This is a genomic window from Microbacterium gilvum (assembly GCF_039543865.1).
GTDB lineage: Bacteria > Actinomycetota > Actinomycetes > Actinomycetales > Microbacteriaceae > Microbacterium > Microbacterium gilvum.
Genome location: NZ_BAABKO010000001.1, coordinates 1,149,227 through 1,165,407 on the forward strand (window position 1 = coordinate 1,149,227; position 16,181 = coordinate 1,165,407).

Annotated in this window: 14 protein-coding genes; 8 read left to right on the forward strand and 6 right to left on the reverse strand. The window is 74.2% G+C overall.

The window, feature by feature from the left end:
• Positions 1–29 precede the first annotated feature (29 nt).
• Genes ABD998_RS05615 through ABD998_RS05635 form a run of 5 tightly spaced genes read left to right on the forward strand, consistent with a single transcriptional unit; the run spans position 30 to position 5,607 of the window.
• On the forward strand, positions 30–1,511 hold the full coding sequence (locus tag ABD998_RS05615; RefSeq protein ID WP_345436783.1) for a glycerophosphoryl diester phosphodiesterase membrane domain-containing protein: 1,482 nt from the start codon (positions 30–32) through the stop codon (positions 1,509–1,511).
• Positions 1,508–2,167 (forward strand): DUF4129 domain-containing protein, encoded by a 660-nt coding sequence (locus ABD998_RS05620; RefSeq protein ID WP_345436785.1) that lies wholly within the window; start codon positions 1,508–1,510, stop codon positions 2,165–2,167. The genes ABD998_RS05615 and ABD998_RS05620 overlap by 4 nt, the downstream gene beginning before the upstream one ends.
• Positions 2,164–3,321, forward strand: coding sequence for a DUF4350 domain-containing protein (locus ABD998_RS05625; protein WP_345436788.1), 1,158 nt, complete (start codon positions 2,164–2,166; stop codon positions 3,319–3,321). The genes ABD998_RS05620 and ABD998_RS05625 overlap by 4 nt, the downstream gene beginning before the upstream one ends.
• Positions 3,322–3,362: 41 nt before the next feature.
• Positions 3,363–4,286, forward strand: coding sequence for an AAA family ATPase (locus ABD998_RS05630; RefSeq protein WP_345436942.1), 924 nt, complete (start codon positions 3,363–3,365; stop codon positions 4,284–4,286).
• Positions 4,287–4,296: 10 nt separating this feature from the next.
• Positions 4,297–5,607, forward strand: a complete 1,311-nt coding sequence (locus ABD998_RS05635; protein ID WP_345436790.1) for a DUF58 domain-containing protein — start codon at positions 4,297–4,299, stop codon at positions 5,605–5,607.
• 89 nt (positions 5,608–5,696) lie between these two features.
• On the opposite strand, the gene katG is transcribed toward ABD998_RS05635, so the two are convergent.
• Both katG and ABD998_RS05645 read right to left on the reverse strand, forming a co-directional pair.
• Positions 5,697–7,955, reverse strand: a complete 2,259-nt coding sequence (gene katG / locus ABD998_RS05640; RefSeq protein ID WP_345436792.1) for a catalase/peroxidase HPI — start codon at positions 7,953–7,955, stop codon at positions 5,697–5,699.
• 10 nt (positions 7,956–7,965) lie between these two features.
• Positions 7,966–8,433 (reverse strand): Fur family transcriptional regulator, encoded by a 468-nt coding sequence (locus tag ABD998_RS05645; RefSeq protein ID WP_345436794.1) that lies wholly within the window; start codon positions 8,431–8,433, stop codon positions 7,966–7,968.
• Between the two features lie 138 nt (positions 8,434–8,571).
• Here ABD998_RS05645 and ABD998_RS05650 point away from each other — a divergent pair, with 138 nt between their 5' ends.
• Positions 8,572–9,327, forward strand: a complete 756-nt coding sequence (locus ABD998_RS05650) for an aquaporin (RefSeq protein WP_345436796.1) — start codon at positions 8,572–8,574, stop codon at positions 9,325–9,327.
• Positions 9,328–9,351: 24 nt separating this feature from the next.
• Here the strand turns inward: ABD998_RS05650 and ABD998_RS05655 are convergent, their stop codons facing one another.
• Positions 9,352–10,173 carry an RDD family protein gene (locus ABD998_RS05655; RefSeq protein ID WP_345436798.1) on the reverse strand — a complete coding sequence of 274 codons (822 nt, stop codon included), beginning with the start codon at positions 10,171–10,173 and terminating at the stop codon, positions 9,352–9,354.
• A 16-nt stretch (positions 10,174–10,189) separates the two neighbouring features.
• On the opposite strand from ABD998_RS05655, the gene ABD998_RS05660 reads away from it, so the two are divergent.
• On the forward strand, positions 10,190–11,185 hold the full coding sequence (locus ABD998_RS05660; protein WP_345436800.1) for a stage II sporulation protein M: 996 nt from the start codon (positions 10,190–10,192) through the stop codon (positions 11,183–11,185).
• A gap of 35 nt (positions 11,186–11,220) precedes the next feature.
• Here ABD998_RS05660 and ABD998_RS05665 read toward each other — a convergent pair whose 3' ends face one another.
• Positions 11,221–11,427: a DUF3499 family protein gene (locus tag ABD998_RS05665; protein ID WP_345436802.1), complete on the reverse strand. Its 207-nt coding sequence runs from the start codon at positions 11,425–11,427 to the stop codon at positions 11,221–11,223.
• A gap of 71 nt (positions 11,428–11,498) precedes the next feature.
• On the opposite strand from ABD998_RS05665, the gene ABD998_RS05670 reads away from it, so the two are divergent.
• Positions 11,499–11,954 carry a hypothetical protein gene (locus ABD998_RS05670; RefSeq protein ID WP_345436804.1) on the forward strand — a complete coding sequence of 152 codons (456 nt, stop codon included), beginning with the start codon at positions 11,499–11,501 and terminating at the stop codon, positions 11,952–11,954.
• 4 nt (positions 11,955–11,958) lie between these two features.
• On the opposite strand, the gene ABD998_RS05675 is transcribed toward ABD998_RS05670, so the two are convergent.
• Together ABD998_RS05675 and ABD998_RS05680 are read right to left on the reverse strand one after the other, a co-directional pair.
• Positions 11,959–13,335 (reverse strand): DUF5719 family protein, encoded by a 1,377-nt coding sequence (locus tag ABD998_RS05675; protein WP_345436806.1) that lies wholly within the window; start codon positions 13,333–13,335, stop codon positions 11,959–11,961.
• On the reverse strand, positions 13,332–16,145 hold the full coding sequence (locus tag ABD998_RS05680; RefSeq protein WP_345436808.1) for a glycosyltransferase family 2 protein: 2,814 nt from the start codon (positions 16,143–16,145) through the stop codon (positions 13,332–13,334). The genes ABD998_RS05675 and ABD998_RS05680 overlap by 4 nt, the downstream gene beginning before the upstream one ends.
• Positions 16,146–16,181 lie beyond the last annotated feature (36 nt).

Sequence of the window (16,181 nt, forward strand, 5' to 3'; positions counted from 1 at the left end):
GTGACACCGCGGGTCGAGGGAGGATCGACGTGAGCGCTGACCAGACGTGGACGCCGGCACCGCGGGGAGGGCTCATCCCCCTGCATCCGCTCGGGTTCGGCACGATCCTCGGCTCCTCGTTCTCGGCGCTCCGGGGCAACCCCCGCGTGCTCCTCGGGTTCGCGATGGTCGTGCAGCTCGTGTCTTCCCTCATCGCGATCGGCGTCATCGGCGCCGTCGCGTGGGCCACGTTCTCCCGTCTCGACACGGTGCCGCCGAACACCGACGAGTACGACGCCATCCTGGACGGCTCGGCGCTGACGGTCGGCCTCGCGACCCTCGGCGTCAGCCTCCTCATGGGCGTCCTCGGCATCGCGGTGCAGGCGGTCGTCGTCGGAGAGGTCGCACACGCCGTTCTCGGCGAGCGGATGACCCTGGGCGGCATCTGGCAGCGCGTGCGGCCCGTGTTCTGGCGGCTGCTCGGCTACTACGCCCTCGTGACCGTCGCCGTCGCCGTCGTGATCGCGCTGCTCGTCGGCATCACCGTGGCCCTCGCGTTCGGCGAGCCGTGGTCGGCTGTGCTCTTCGGCGTGCTCGCCGTGCTGGGCGGCATCGTCCTCTACGCGTGGCTCGGCACGAAGCTCTTCCTGGTGTCCAGCGCGATCCTCCTCGAACGGGCCACGGTCGCTGGCGGCATCCGCCGGTCATGGCAGCTGACGCACGGGCGCTTCTGGCCGACGTTCGGGATCATCGTGCTCGTCAACCTCATCATGAGCGCGGCGTCGTACGTCGTGGGCGTCCCGTTCTCGTTCCTCGGAGGAGCCGCGACAGCCGTCTTCGCGCCCACCGGCGAGTCGTCGGTGAGCGAGGCCATCGCGTTCGCGCTCACCGTCGCCGCGAGCCAGATCGCGACGCTCGTCGTGAGCTCCATCGCCGTCGTGGTCCAGGCGACATCCGCCGCGCTCGTCTACATCGACGCGCGCATGCGGCGCGAGGGGCTCGATCTGCGGCTGCAGCGCCACCTCGAGCAGCGGGACGCCGGCTCGACCGCGCTCGACGATCCGTATGCCTTCGATCCTGCGGCCGTGCCTCCCGTCCGACCCGCGTGGGGACCGGGCGCTCCCTCCTACGGCCAGGCGCCCTACGGGCAGGCAGCACCGTACGGACAGCCGGCGCCCTACGGACAAGCGCCTTACGGACAGGCACCGTACGGACAAGCGCCTTACGGACAGGCAGCACCTTACGGACAGCCGCCATACGGACAGGCGCCTTACGGACAGGCAGCACCTTACGGACAAGCGCCGTACGGACAGGCACCGTACGGACAGGCGCCTTACGGACAGCCGCCGTCCGCGAGGCCGGAGCCGCGGTACGGGCAGTACGCGCCGTCGTCCGACGCCCACGCGGCTCCCCCGGCGTCCGATCCCCTCGCCGCGCCGCCGACCCCGCCCCGGTCATCCGACGACCCCGGACGGCCGGACGGCTCCGGAACGTCCGACGGCAGCGCATCCGACGGCAGCGCCGTCCCGTGAGGGCTGCCCTCGGCGTCGCGCTCGCGTTCCTCCCCGACGGCGACGATGCCCGCGACTGGGCGGAGGACGAGCTGTCCGACCCCGTGTACGACGCTGCGCAGCCGAACCTCGTCGACCGTATCGCCCAGGCGATCGCGGACTTCGTCTCGGGCATCCTCAACCCGCAGATCGACGGCGGGTGGAGCCCCCTGCTCGCGACGGTCGTGATCGCCGTCGTCGCGCTGCTCGTCGTGGCCGCCTTCCTCATCTGGGGCCGACCGCGATCCGCGGGCCGCGCCGCCTCCGCCTCTGCGCTGCTCTTCGGCGACGACGCGCACCGCAGCGCCGCCGAGCTGCGCGCCGATGCGGCGCGCCATGCCGCCGCCAGCGCGTGGGACGCCGCGATCGCCGACGCGTTCCGCGCGCTCGCGCGCGGGCTGGAGGAGCGCGATCTGGTCGATCCCGCACCCGGCATGACGGCGCAGCGCTTCGCCGATCTGGCCGTCGAGCCGTTCCCCGGCCACACGGCGGCGCTCCACGATGCCGCGGCCTCGTTCGACGACGTCCGGTACCTGCGCCGGCCGGGCGCGCGCGACACGTTCGACCGCATCGCGGCCCTCGACGCCGCGCTCGGCGCCACGCGGCCCGCGGTGCTCCGCGCCGAGGTGCGGATATGACGACGGCTGCATCGGCGCCCGCGCGCCGGCGAGGGCGGACGGCCGCGGGATGGCTCGCGATCATCGCCGGGTTCGTCGTCTTCGGACTCGTGCTCGTCGCGCTCGCATCGCGGGAGTGGACGCCTCGCGACGCCTTCGATCCCGAGGGGCCAGGGCCCGACGGCAGCCTGGCGCTCACCACCCTGCTCGCCGAGCGCGGGGGCATCCGCGTCGTCGTGGCCGACGACCTCGACGCCGCGCTCGCGGCAGGCGACGGCACCACCCTCGTCCTGGGATCGACGGCGCCGCTCGCCGACGACGACGTCGAGGCCCTCGCCGCATCCGGCGCCGACGTCGTGCTCCTCGCTCCCACCTCGCGCGACCTGCGCCTGCTGTTCGGCTCCTCGTACGCGGCCTACGGAACGGGCGCGGCGGTCGCGCCTTCGTGCGATGTCGACGCGGCCGCCCGGGCGGGCGACGTCGCCCCCGGCGAGACGTACACGCGCGGCGACGCCGCCGACGCCTGCTACCCCGTCGGCGACGGCTACGGCCTGCTGCGCGTGCAGACCGACGGAGGGTCGATCACGGCTCTCGACGCCGCCGCGCTGCTCGTCAACGAGCGCCTCGCCGACGACGGCGCCGCGGCGCTCGGGCTCGGGCTCCTCGGCGCGCACGACGAGGTGGTGTGGTTCCTCCCGGGCCTCGACGACTCGACCGCGACGTCCGCACCCGACCTGGGCGACCTGACGCCCGGCTGGGTGACGCCCGTGCTCGTGCTCGCCGCGCTCACCGCCGTGGCCGCGGGACTGTGGCGCGGCCGCCGCTTCGGTCCGCTCGTCGCCGAGGATCTTCCCGTGACGGTGCGCGCGAACGAGACCCTCGAGGGCCGCGCGCGCCTCTACGCGCGGACCGCCGACGCCCGTCACGCCGCTGCCCTCCTCCGCGCGGGCGCGAGCGAGCGGATGGCCGTGCGCCTCGGGCTGGCACGCCACGCGGGTCCCGGCGAAGTCGCGGACGCGGCGGCCGCCCGCCTGGGCGCGCCGCGCGAGACCGTGCGCGCCATCCTGCTCGCCGACCCCGCCTCCGATGCCGACCTCGTCGCCTCGGGCGAGCGGCTCCGAGACCTCGAGGCGGCCGTCGACGCCGCCGTCCGCACTGAAAGGACACGACCGTGACCGAGACGACATCCGCCTCCGGCGACGCCCTGCGGGAGGCCATGACCCGCGTCCGCCACGAGGTCGGCAAGGCCGTCGTCGGCCAGGACGGCGCCGTGAGCGGTCTCCTCATCGCCCTCCTCGCTCGCGGCCACGTGCTGCTGGAGGGCGTTCCGGGCGTCGCGAAGACGCTGCTCGTGCGCGCGTTCAGCCGCACGCTCGGCCTCGACACGAAGCGCGTGCAGTTCACGCCCGACCTCATGCCGGGCGACGTGTCGGGCTCGCTCGTCTACGACGCCCGATCGGGCGAGTTCGACTTCCGCGAGGGGCCCGTCTTCACGCACGTGCTCCTCGCCGACGAGATCAACCGCACGCCGCCGAAGACCCAGGCCGCGCTCCTCGAGGCCATGGAGGAGCGGCAGGTGTCGTCGGATGGCGTCACCCGCCCCCTGCCCGATCCGTTCCTCGTATGCGCGACCCAGAACCCCATCGAGCACGAGGGCACGTACACGCTGCCCGAGGCGCAGCTCGACCGCTTCCTGCTCAAGCTCATCGTCGACGTGCCAGCGCGCGACGCGGAGGTGGCGGTGCTCCGCCGTCACGCCGACGGGTTCTCGCCGCGCTCGCTCGACGACGTGCGGCCCGTGGTGGGCGCCGACGAGATCCGGGCGGCGCAGCGCGCGGCGTCGCAGGTGGCCGCGACCGACGACGTGCTCGCCTACATCGTCGACCTCGCGCGGGCGACCCGGCAGAGCCCGTCCGTCCAGGTGGGTGCGAGCCCGCGTGCGGCGACCGCCCTGCTCGCCGCCGCCAAGGCATGGGCGTGGCTCGGCGGATACCCCGCCATCACCCCAGACCACGTGCAGGCGATGATCGTGCCGGTGTGGCGGCACCGCATCGTGCTGCGGGCGGACGCCGAGATCGAGGGCGTCTCCCCCGAGGCCGTGCTGTCGTCGGTGTTGCAGCAGACGCCCGTCCCGCTCTGAGAGGCACCCCATGTACGTCACCGGCCGGCTCGCGATCGCCGTCGCCCTCGGCGCCGTGCCCGTGGTCGTCCTCGACGCAGCGGGGGCGAGCGCGTGGCACGTGCTGCTGGCGTGGCTGGCGCTGTGCGCTGCGGCCGTCGCGTCGGATGTCGCGGCGGCGGCCGACCCGCGCGCGCTCAGGGTGATGCGCGATCTGCCCGCGCGCGTCCGCCTCGGCGAGCAGACGACGGCCGTGCTGCGTCTGGTCAACACCGGTGCACGCCGGCTGCACGGGCGTGCACGCGACGGATGGCAGCCGACGGCGGGCGCCCCATCCGATCGCATCCCGATCGACGTGCCGGCCGGCGAGTCGCGCGCCTACCGCGTTCCGCTCCTCCCCCGGCGCCGCGGAGAACTGCGCACCGAGTTCGCGGTCGTCCGGTCGGCCGGACCGCTGGGCCTCGCGGGGCGGCAGCGCGTGCTGCCCGCAGCGGGGGCCATCCGCGTGCTGCCGCCGTTCACGAGCCGCCGGCACCTGGCGAGCCGCGTGGCGCGGCTACGCGAGCTCGACGGCAGCACGAGCGTGCAGGTGCGCGGGCAGGGCACGGAGTTCGACTCCCTGCGCGAATACGTGCGCGGCGACGACGTGCGCTCGATCGACTGGCGCGCGACCGCTCGCGCCGCGACGACGATGCTTCGCACGTGGCGGCCCGAACGCGACCGGCATGTCGTCATCGTCATCGACTCGGGGCGGACGGCCGCGGCCCGCGTCGGCGACGGCACCCGCCTCGATGCGGCGTTGGAGGCCGCGCTGCTGCTCGCGGCGCTCGCGCAGCGGGCGGGCGATCACGTGCACGTCGTCGCGTTCGACCGGCTCGTGCGCGCCAGGGTGACGGGCGTCGACGGCCCTGCGCTCCTGCCCGAGCTCGTCGACGCGCTCGCGTCCGTCGACGCGCAGCTCATCGACACCGACTGGGATGCCGCGCTCGCCCAGGCGCGCCGACTCCATCCCCGGCCGTCCCTGCTCGTGCTACTGACAGCGCAGGAGTCGGTGGACGCGTCGCGCGGGTTCCTCGGCGCTCTGCCCTCGGTGGTGCGGGCGGGGACCGTCGTGCTCGTCGGCACGGCGACGGATTCGACGCTCGCGGACGCCGCGGCGTCCCGGGGCTCACGCGACGCCTTCTACCGTGCCGCGGGCGCCGAGGCCGCTCTCGCCGCCACCGCGCGCGTGCGCCGTGCAGTCGAGCGCGCGGGCGCCGTCGCCGTCTCGGACACGCCCGAGGAGCTCCCGCCCCGCATCGCCGACCGGTACCTCGCCCTCAAACGCGCCGGTCGCCTGTAGGCGGGGGCGCTGCCCGGACCACGCACCGGGTCGGACGCCGCGGGCCGGCCCCGGGAGGTCCCGAGGCCGGCCCGCGGCTGATGTCGCGCCTACTTCAGGTCGAAGCGGTCGAGCTCCGTGACCTTCGTCCACGCCTTGACAAAGTCGGCGACGAACTTGCCTGCGGCGTCGTCGGAGGCGTACACCTCGGCGAGCGCGCGCAGCTCCGAGTTCGAGCCGAAGACGAGGTCGACGCGCGTGCCGCGGCCGAACACCTCGCCGGTCTCGTCGACCGTCGCCTCGAACGCGTGCTTGCCCGGGTCGAGCGGGCGCCACGTCTTGCCGAGGTCGAGCAGGTTCACGAAGAAGTCGTTCGTGAGCACGCCGGGGCGGTCGGTGAAGACGCCGTAGGCGGAGCCGTCCCAGTTGGCGCCGAGCACCCGCAGGCCGCCGACGAGCACGGTCGTCTCCGGCGCGCTCAGCGTGAGCAGGTTCGCCTTGTCGACGAGCAGGTACTCGGCGGGCAGCGTCGCGTCGGGACCGGCGTAGTTGCGGAAGCCGTCGGCGATGGGCTCGAGGAACGCGAAGGAGTCGACGTCGGTCTGCTCCTGCGTCGCGTCGACGCGACCGGGACGGAACGGCACCTCGACCTCGACCCCCGCGTCGGCCGCGGCCTTCTCGACGGCCGCGTTGCCGGCCAGCACGATGAGGTCGGCGAGCGAGACGCGCTTGCCGCCCTGCTCGAACTCCGCCTTCACGATCTCGAGCGCGGCGATCGCCGTCTGCAGCTGCGGCGGGTTGTTGACCGCCCAGTCCTTCTGCGGGGCGAGCCGGATGCGCGCGCCGTTGACCCCGCCGCGCTTGTCTCCGCCGCGGAAGGTGGATGCCGCCGCCCACGTCGTCGAGACGAGCTGCGACACCGTGAGGCCGGTCGCGAGGATCCGCTCCTTGAGCGCCTTCGCGTCCGCCGCGTCGATGAGCTCGTGGTCCACCGCCGGAAGCGGGTCCTGCCAGATGAGGTCCTCCGCGGGCACCTCGGGGCCGAGGTAGCGGGCCTTGGGGCCCATGTCGCGGTGCGTGAGCTTGAACCAGGCACGCGCGAAGGCGTCGCTGAACGCGTCCTGGTCGTCGCGGAAGCGTCGCGAGATCTCGTCGAAAGAGGGGTCCATGCGCAGGGCGAGGTCGGTCGTGAGCATGCGCGGCTCGCGCTTGCCGTCGGAGTGCGCCAGCGGCACCATGTCGCTGCCGCCGCCGTCCTTCGGGCGCCACTGCTTGGCGCCGGCGGGGCTCTCCATGAGCTCCCACTCGTAGCCGTAGAGGATGTGGAAGAACTCGTTGTCCCAGCGGGTGGGGTGGTACGTCCACGTCACCTCGAGGCCCGACGTGATGGTGTCGTCGCCCTTGCCGGTGCCGTGCGCGTTCTTCCAGCCGAAGCCCTGCTCCTCGATCGACGCACCCTCGGGGTCGGCGCCGACGTGCGAGTCTGGCGCGGCGCCATGCGTCTTGCCGAAGGTGTGGCCGCCCGCGATGAGGGCGACCGTCTCGTCGTCCTCCATGCCCATGCGGCGGAAGGTGGTGCGGATGTCGTCGGCTGCGGCGAGCGGGTCCGGCACGCCCTCCGGCCCCTCCGGGTTGACGTAGATGAGGCCCATGTGGGTCGCCGCGAGCGGCTTCTCGAGCTCGCGGTCTCCCGAGAAGCGCTTGTCGCTGCCGAGCCAGATCTTCTCGCCGCCCCAGTACACGTCGTCCTCGGGCTCCCAGACGTCGGCGCGGCCGCCCGCGAAGCCGAAGGTCTTGAGACCCATCGTCTCGAGCGCGACGTTGCCGGCGAGGATCATGAGGTCGGCCCACGACAGGCTCTTGCCGTACTTCTTCTTGACCGGCCACAGCACGCGGCGCGCCTTGTCGAGGTTGCCGTTGTCGGGCCAGCTGTTCAGCGGAGCGAACCGCTGCTGGCCGGCTCCGGCGCCGCCGCGGCCGTCGGTCGCACGGTAGGTGCCCGCGCTGTGCCACGCCATGCGGATGATGAGCGGGCCGTAGTGCCCGAAGTCGGCCGGCCACCACGGCTGCGAGGTCGTGAGCGTCTCGGCGATGTCCGCCTTGACCGCGGCGAGGTCGAGCGCCGAGAACGCCTCGGCGTAGTCGAAGCCCTCGTCTCCGAACGGGTCGGAGACGGCGGGGTTCTTCGCGAGGAGCTTGAGGTTGAGGCGCTCAGGCCACCACTGGCGGTTCGCGTCGCCCTGCGTGGGGTGCGCGAGACGGCCGGCGGGCTCCGCGGCGGGGACGTCGTCGCCGGGGAGGCGCGTGGTGTCGTCGGCCGGCGTGCCGTCGTGGATGACGGGGCATCCGTCCATGGGGTCGCTGCTCATGATCGTCCTTTCAGGGTCGGTCAGGGTCGGAAGGGGGTCGGGAGTCGGCGGCCGCCGCGCAGTCGGGGCAGAGACCCCAGAACGTGACCTCGGCGACCTGGATGCGGAAGCCCGTGTCGTGCGCGGGGTGGAGGCAGGGCGCCTCGCCGACGATGCAGTCGATGTCGTCCACGCGCCCGCACGACGTGCAGACGACGTGGTGGTGGTTGTCGCCCACGCGCAGCTCGAAGAGACCCGGCTGGCCGCTCGGCTCGATCCGCCGCGCGAGGCCCGCGTCGACGAAGTCGCCGAGCACGTTGTAGACCGCCTGCAGGCTCGTGCCGGGGATGGTCGCGCGCACCCGCTCGAAGATCTCGTCCGCACGCGCATGGGGAAGGCCCGCGAGCGCGTCGTAGGCGGCCCGGCGCGGCGCCGTGACGCGCAGGCCCGCACCCCGGATGGCCTCCTCGGCGAGGGGCGGGGCGTCGTGCGCGGTCATGCCCCCATCCTATCGCTCTTTTGAGTGAATCAAAACTAGGCGTGTCGTCGCATGACGTCGCGGCACGCGCGCCTCTCCCGCCGCGAGACGCGCCGTGCCACGATGCAGAAGGGGATCATCCGTCGAGAAGGGGCCCGCATGACCGAGAGACCTGTCGCATCGCCGCCGTCCACCGCCTCCCGGCTCACCGCCGAGGCGATCGGGACGTTCCTCCTCGTGTTCGGAGGTGTCGGCACCGCCCTGTTCGCGTCGCACTTCGCGAACGAGGCCGCCGTCTTCGCGCCCGGCGTCGGCTACCTCGCGACCGCCTCCGCCTTCGGGCTGACGGTCGTCGTGGGAGCCGCCGCGTTCGCCGGGGTGTCGGGCGCCCACTTCAACCCCGCCGTCACCCTCGGCCTCGCAGCCGCCGGCCGCTTCGCCTGGGCGGACACGTGGAAGTACATCGTCGTGCAGGTCATCGGCGGGGCCGTCGCGACGACGTTCCTCGTGCTGATCGGCCTGTTCGGTCCGGCCGGATGGCTCGAGGAGGCGCAGAACGCCGGCTTCGGCAGCAACGGGTGGGGTCCGCTCTCGCCCGGCGGCTTCCAGCTCCCCGCCGTCATCATCACCGAGGTGCTCCTCACCGCGGTCTTCCTCTTCGTCATCCTCGGTTCCACGCACCCCGAGCGGGGGACGACGCTCGCCCCCGTCGCGATCGGGCTGACGCTCGCGCTCATCCACCTCGTCAGCATCCCCGTCGACGGCACGTCCGTGAACCCCGCGCGATCGATCGCCTCGGCGCTCTACGGCGGCGGAACGGCGCTGGCCCAGCTCTGGGTGTTCCTCGTGTTCCCCGTCGTCGGAGCGCTCATCGCGGGCTACGCCTACCGGGCGGTCTTCGCCGACCGCCCCTGACGGCGCGTCGCCCGGCCCGCGCCGTCAGCGCGCGAGCCGGGCCACGCGCTCGTCGCGCAGGCGCAGCGCGCGCAGCTCGCGCTCGCGCCGGACCGCGACGACGGCGCGCACGAGCGCCTCGGGGTGGACGGGCGGAAGCGGCGACACGAACGGCGCCACCTCCGCTGCGAGCTCGCGGGCGGTGCGCTCGCGCGCGGCGGGGAACATCCGCTCGGCACCCGCGACGAACTGCGAGAGCCGCCGCGCGGAGCGGTCGGGCAGCCGCGCGACATCGGCGATGCGCGCCCACTCGGCCATCCCCTGCGGGATCGAGAAGTCGGGTGCGGGGAGCGTCGGTGTCCGCGTCCGCTCGCCGTACGTCCCGGCGACGAGATCGCCGAGGCGCTGCGAACGCGGCGTGAAGATGCCGACGAGGAGCGCGACCCCGCCCGCGGTCATGTAGACCTCGAAGACGCCCACGAGGGCGCGGATGAGGGCGTGGCGGAAGCCGATGGCCCCGCCGTCCGATCGCACGACGCGCCCGCCCACGGCGAGCTTGCCGAGGCTGCGTCCCTTCGTCACGGTCTCGACGGCCGTCGGCAGGGCGACGAAGAGCAGCACGAGCATGACGACGAGGGCGATCTGCAGCGTCGCCTCGTCGAGCACGCCGGCCTCGAGCATGCTCATCACGGCGAACGCGAACAGCAGGTACAGCACGGCCGACACGACGATGTCGATGACCGCGCCGACCGCCCTCAGCAGCACTCCGACCGGCTGCACGTCGAGCGCGACCGCCTCTCCCGTGAGCACCTCGTCGTCTCGGATGGCCCCACGGGCGGCGCGCACCGGTACGGGAGGCGTCGACATGCGTACAGTTAACCAGGTGGATCTCGACGCGCTCACGGCCGCACGCGCCCCCGAATGGGCGCGTCTCGACGGCTTGTCGAAGCGGCGCGATCTTGCGGGCCCCGAGGTCGACGAGCTCGTCGCGCGCTACCAGGCGGCGTCGGCGGATCTCGCCGATATCAAGACCAGCGCGGGCCGCACGCCCCACGGCGACCATGTCTCGACCATGCTCGGCCGCGCACGGCTGCGGCTCACGGGCGCCCCCGAGAACGTGCTGCGGCTGCTCCCCCGCTTCTTCGCCCTCCAGCTGCCCGCGGCGCTCTACCGGCTGCGCTGGACGACGCTCGTCGTCGCCGCGGCCTTCATCGCGATCGTCGTCCTCGTCGCGACGTGGGCATCGGCCGATCCGGCGCTCATGGCGGCGCTCGGGCCCGAGGCGCAGCTCCAGCAGTACGCCGACGAGCAGTTCGCGCAGTACTACACGGAGAACCCCGCCGCCGTGTTCGCGGGCATGGTGTGGACGAACAACGCCTGGATCGCGGCGCAGTGCGTGCTGTTCGGCGTGACGGGGATCTTCCCCGTGTACGTCCTCATGCAGAACGCCATCGGTCTCGGCACGTCGGCGGCCGTCATGTTCGCCTTCGACCGCGGCGACGTGTTCGTGCTGTACATCCTCCCGCACGGCCTGCTCGAGATGACGAGCATCTTCGTCGCGGGAGCGGCCGGCCTGCACATCTTCTGGGCGATCGTCGCGCCGGGGCCGCGCACCCGGCTCGCGGCGCTCGCGGACGCGGGCCTCTCGCTCGCCACCGTCGCGATCGGGCTCGTGTTCGCCCTCGCGCTCTCCGGTGTCGTGGAGGGGTTCGTCACGGGCCAGCCGTGGCCCTGGTGGCTGAAGATCGGGCTCGGGGCGATCGCGCTCGGCGTGTTCCTCGTCTACATGCTCGTCGTCGGCCGACGCGCGTCGCGATCGGGTGAGACGGGCGGGCTCACGGAGTACGAGGCCGGCACCCCGCGACTCGTCGCCGGGTAGCGCCGCGCGCCTCGGCCGAGCCGGAGCGGACCCGGCTACGCGCGCAGGGTCTCGTGCCGCACGACGACCCATCCCTGCGGGACGGAGAGGCGATCGGTGTGCGACGCGCACAGGTCGTGCGCGTGCGGATCGGACTGCGCACCCAGCGGACCCACGGCCGCCATCTTGTCGGTGTAGTCGTACGTCATGGTGGCGACGGCCTCGCGGGTGCAGCCCACCTTCGAACACTGTCTCTCGCGCATCGCCCCCACCCTAGCCAGTGCGGAGGGGGCGCCCCGCCGCGGCGCGCAGGGCGGGCCGTAAGCTGGATCGCATGAAGTGGTGGAACCGTCCTCCGAAGCCCGTCCCCGCGCGGGCGACGGCCCGCCACGGACGCCACGGCCGCACGGGCCGCAGCTCCATCGTCCGTCCGCCCCTCCCGCCCGTCGACACGCGCTACGAGCGCTTCGACGTCGCCGTCGGATCGGCCGCGGAGTACCTGCGGGGGGCCTGGCCGGAGCTGCGCGACGTGAGCTTCGAGATCGCCGGTGTGCCATCGGCACCCGACGAGGACGGCGTCCCGCGGTGGCGCATCGATCGCGAGGCGCGCCGCATCATCCTCTTCCGCATCCCCGTCGAGCGGCTCAGCCGCATCCACGGCGACGAGTTCCCCCGGGCAGACGACCTCCACCGCCGGCTCATCATCGAGGGGGCCGTCTTCCGCGCGGCCGCCGACTACCTCGACCGCGATCCGTGGGACCTGGCGCCCGACCGCTACCGCTGGTACTGACCCGTCACGGGTAGACGACGACGGGCGGCGGCGACGCGGGGTCCTGGTCGACGGGGAGCGAGGCGAGCGACGACGCGTCGGCGAAGCCGACGGACGCGTGCACCCCCGTCTCGCCGGCGTCGAACGTGTAGACGGCCGCGCCTTCCAACCCGACCGACACGGACGAGCCCGCCGCGACGTCGACGATCTGCTCGCCGCCCTCGCCCGTGACGACCACGGTCGTGTCGACGTCCCGCGTGTTGGCGATCTCGAGTCGGGGCGACGGCCCGTCGGGCACCGCGACGAGCGTCTCCCCCGTGATCTCGGGCGCCGCCGCGTACCAGGCGAAGTCGGACGCCTCGCCGAACCCCGTCGTCTGCCACGCCGCCGCGACGAGCGGCACATCGGAATCCACCCGCACGGTGTAGCGGCCGGCAGGGAGGCCGCCCAGATCGACGGAGAGCGGCTGGTCGGCGGTGAGGACCACGTCCTCCGGCGCGCGGGCGTCCGTGCCGTCCTCGCCGACGACTCTGAGGGTCGCGGTCGCGTCGCTCGTCGACAGGAGACGGACGAGCCCGGCGGGGTTCTCCCCCGATGCCGCCTCGTCGGTGACCGCGACGCCCGGCATGACCTGCTCGAGTGCGGGCGTCGTCGACGGCTGCAGGTCGATGCCTCCCGGGACGAGCGTGCGGACGATGCTCGATTGCAGGGTGACGCGGACGGGGGCGCCCGTCGCCTCGATCCGCACGACGGGCGACGCCTCGCCGCCCGCGACGGACGCGAGGGGCAGCACGGTCTGGGTGCCGGCGGGAACCGCGATCGCATCGGCGCCCGCCGGCGTGGTGACGCCGTCCACGCCGTACACGTCGAGGGAGACGACCGCGTTCACCTCCGTGGGATTGGCGATGAGGAGGAGCCCGGTCGACCCCGTCGCGACGTCGCCGCCGACGATCCACGACTCCATCTGCGGCGCGCGGCACTCCGAGGCCGCGTACCCGGCGAGATCGCCGTACGACGCCGACACCGACGAGGCCGCCGCGATGGCCACCGCGTCGCGGCCGTCCGGCAGCTGCGAGAGCAGCGGGGCCGTCGCATCTGCGACGCCGGGGATGGCGAGGGTCGACTCCGCGGGGGCGCCGCCGCCCTCCGCACCGGACACGACGGAGGCATCCGCCGCGACGCTCACGGCCGAGGCGTCCTCGGCCGTGCGTCCCACAGCCAGGAGAGGACCGTCGCAGGCGAGCAGCACCTCGGCGGGCGCTGGCTCGACCGACACGGTGGCGGCCGGGGTCGAGACGGAGGGCCACGGCACGGCGCCGGCCCCCAGCGCGACGGCCGCGACGGAGGCCGCCGACACGAGGGCGCCGATCCCGATCCGGATGGCCGTGGTCGTGCGGGTCATGACGCCTCCTCGTATCCCGCGCCCAGCACGCGCGTCTTGCCCCGCGCCGCCCGGTGCGACGCCGGCGTGGGCACGGCGAGCAGCAGGGCGACCGCGAGGGCGACGAGCTGGCCCAGGACGACCGTGCGCGCGGTGGACTCCTGCTCGGCGGTCATGGCCGCCCGTTCGGCGCCCGACTCCTCCCGTACGGCGTCCTCGATCACCCACAGCACCCCGCGGCTCGTCTCCCCCGCGCGGACGAAGCCCGCCCGCTGGTCGAGCTCCGTGGCGGACGTGAGCCGCAGCACGCGCGCCGCGTCGCTCTCGTCGGACGGCGCCGCGAGGAGGACGAACCGGATGCCCTCGGCCGCGAGGAGCGCAGGGACGTCCGTCGAGGCACCCGAGACGAGGTCCGCCGCGAGCTCGGCGACCTCCTCGTCGTCCTCGCCGAGCGCCCGCTGCGTGGTCTGGAGGGTCGACTGGCCGCCGAGGGTCTCGCTCGCTCCCCAGACGACCTCGGCCGAGAGCCCGCCGTCGGGCTGCGGCGTGAGCACGAGGGTGGCCGACGCGTCGTCTCCCGCTGCGAGCGCGGCGACGTACGCCGGGAGGGTCGATCCTCCGCCGTCCTGGAGCGCGGCATCGCCTCGGTGCACCGCGGTGAGCGCCGGGAGGGCGACGACGGCCACGCAGACGGTGGCGGCGACGGCCCACGTGGCCTTGAGCGCGCGCGGCGCCGCTCCCGTGTCGAGGGCGGCGGCGGCCGCGCCGATGAGGGCGAGCCAGGCGAGCGCGATGCCGCTGCCCGGCCACACGGCAACCGGCTGCGACTGGTCGAGCGACACCTGCACGCCCACGGCGGCGTACGCGGTGGCGAGACCGAGGACCGCGACGACGACGAGGCCCGTGCCGACCCGCCAGCGCCGTGTCAGCGGCGCGGCGAGGGCGGCGAGCGCGAGGGGCGCGAGGAGGATCGGAACCCACCATGTCGACGGGTCGAGCCCGAGCTGCTCGAGGAGCGAGCCCCATCCGCCCGGATCGGCCGTCGGGAACCCGAGGGCGGCGCGCCATCGCTCTGCGATGTCGAGCGACGGTCCTGCCCAGGGCGAGCCCGGATCGGCCGCGAGCGCCCACGGCGTGCCGCGGTCGAGCTGCGCGAGGACGAGCGGGAGGAACAGCGCGACGGCGGGCACGGCCGTCCATACGACGCGGGCGATCCCGCGCGGGCGCAGAGCCGCGGTGAGGAGGAGCGCGATCAGCCACACGAGCGCGAGCGCGGGGATGAGCGAGGGCGCGCAGGCGAGGACGGCCGCGAGGAGGAGGGACGCGCTCCCCGCGGCTCCCCACGACCGGTGCGCCGCCGCGGCGGCGAAGAGCAGCCAGGGCAGCAGGAGGTGCAGGAGGACGGCGGAGGGGCGCGGGTCGACGAGGGCCGACAGGAGCGTCGGCGACAGCGCCCAGAGGATCGCGGCGCAGGCTCGCAGACCCGACCGCGTCGTGACGCGCGTGGCCGCGAACCAGGCGCCCAGCGCGGCGAGCGGGAGGGCGAGCAGCCACAGGGCGAGGAGCGCGAACGACGGGGAGGCGGGTGCGAGGGATCCGACGACGGCGATGACGGCGGCGAACGGGTCGGCCGGCGAGACGGTGTGGAGCCCGATCTCGCGCAGCCCGTAGGCGGCCGCACCCCACAGCCCCGCGACGGTGTCGTGGAGCGGCAGGAGAGCGCCGCCCGCGACGCCGTCCCACGAGAGCAGGGCGAGGAACGCCGCGATCGAGACGACGAGCGCGCCGAGCACGACCCAGGCTCCCCCGCCGCTGAAGAAGCGCAGCTCCCGGCGGACGACGGGGGACGCATGCGGCTCGTGCCGTTCGCGCAGCTGCTCCCTGCCGATGCGGAGCGGCTCCACGCTGGCCCACGACGCGCGGCGGCCGCGTCGGATCCGGCGCCGCGACCGCGCGACGCCCCGCACGCGCGCCATCGCGACGACAGCGGCCGCCCATTCCGCGGGCACATGCCCCGGGTTCTTCGCGACGAGGTGCACGACCGTGCGCCACAGCGCGAGAGGAAGGAGCGAGAGCCAGTGGAGCACGACGGCCCACGCGGGCGCGTACGAGAGGCGCCGGTGCAGCTGCGCCTGACGCGTGAGGTACGCCGCGGCCGACGGCCGGCGCCGAGACCGCGCGCGAACCGCGAGGCGCGCGGCGGGCACGAGGGCGACGCGATGCCCGGCGAGGTGCGCGCGGACGCCCATGTCGAGACCCTCGTCGACGCCGAGGAGCGACCGGTCGGGAGCGAGGGCCGAGAAGACCTCTCCCCGCACGAGCATGCCGCGCACGTCGGCCCCGAGCACGTCGTCGCGGCTGTCGAACTGCCCCTGGTCGAACTCCCCGTCCGCGAGCTCGACCGCTCGTCCGAGGCGGGTCATGGTCTGGCCGAGCGAGACGATGCGGTCGGCGTCGTCCTCGTCGACGAGCTTGGGGGCCGCGATCGCGATCGACGGGCCGCGCTCGAGCTCGGCGGAGAGGGCGGCGAGCGCCCCGGGGTGCGGCGCCGCGTCGTGGGAGAGGAGCCACACGGCGGCGCCCGGCGAGACGCGGCGCACGGCGTAGTCGACGGCCGCGGCGAACGTCGTCGTCGCAGACGCCTCGATGACGCCCTCGGCTCCCGAGGAGTCGAGGAGCGCGCGCACAGGGGCCGTCGGACCGCACACGACGATCGTGAGCGCGTCGGCGCGGCGCGTCTGCGCCCGGACGGACGCGAGGGTTCGCTCGAGGACGGGAGCGGCTTCCGGCGAGGTGCGCGCGACGAGGACGGCGTGGACTGCGGCAGGCATGACCCGCACAGCCTAAGCCGACGTCCCCCCGGGCCC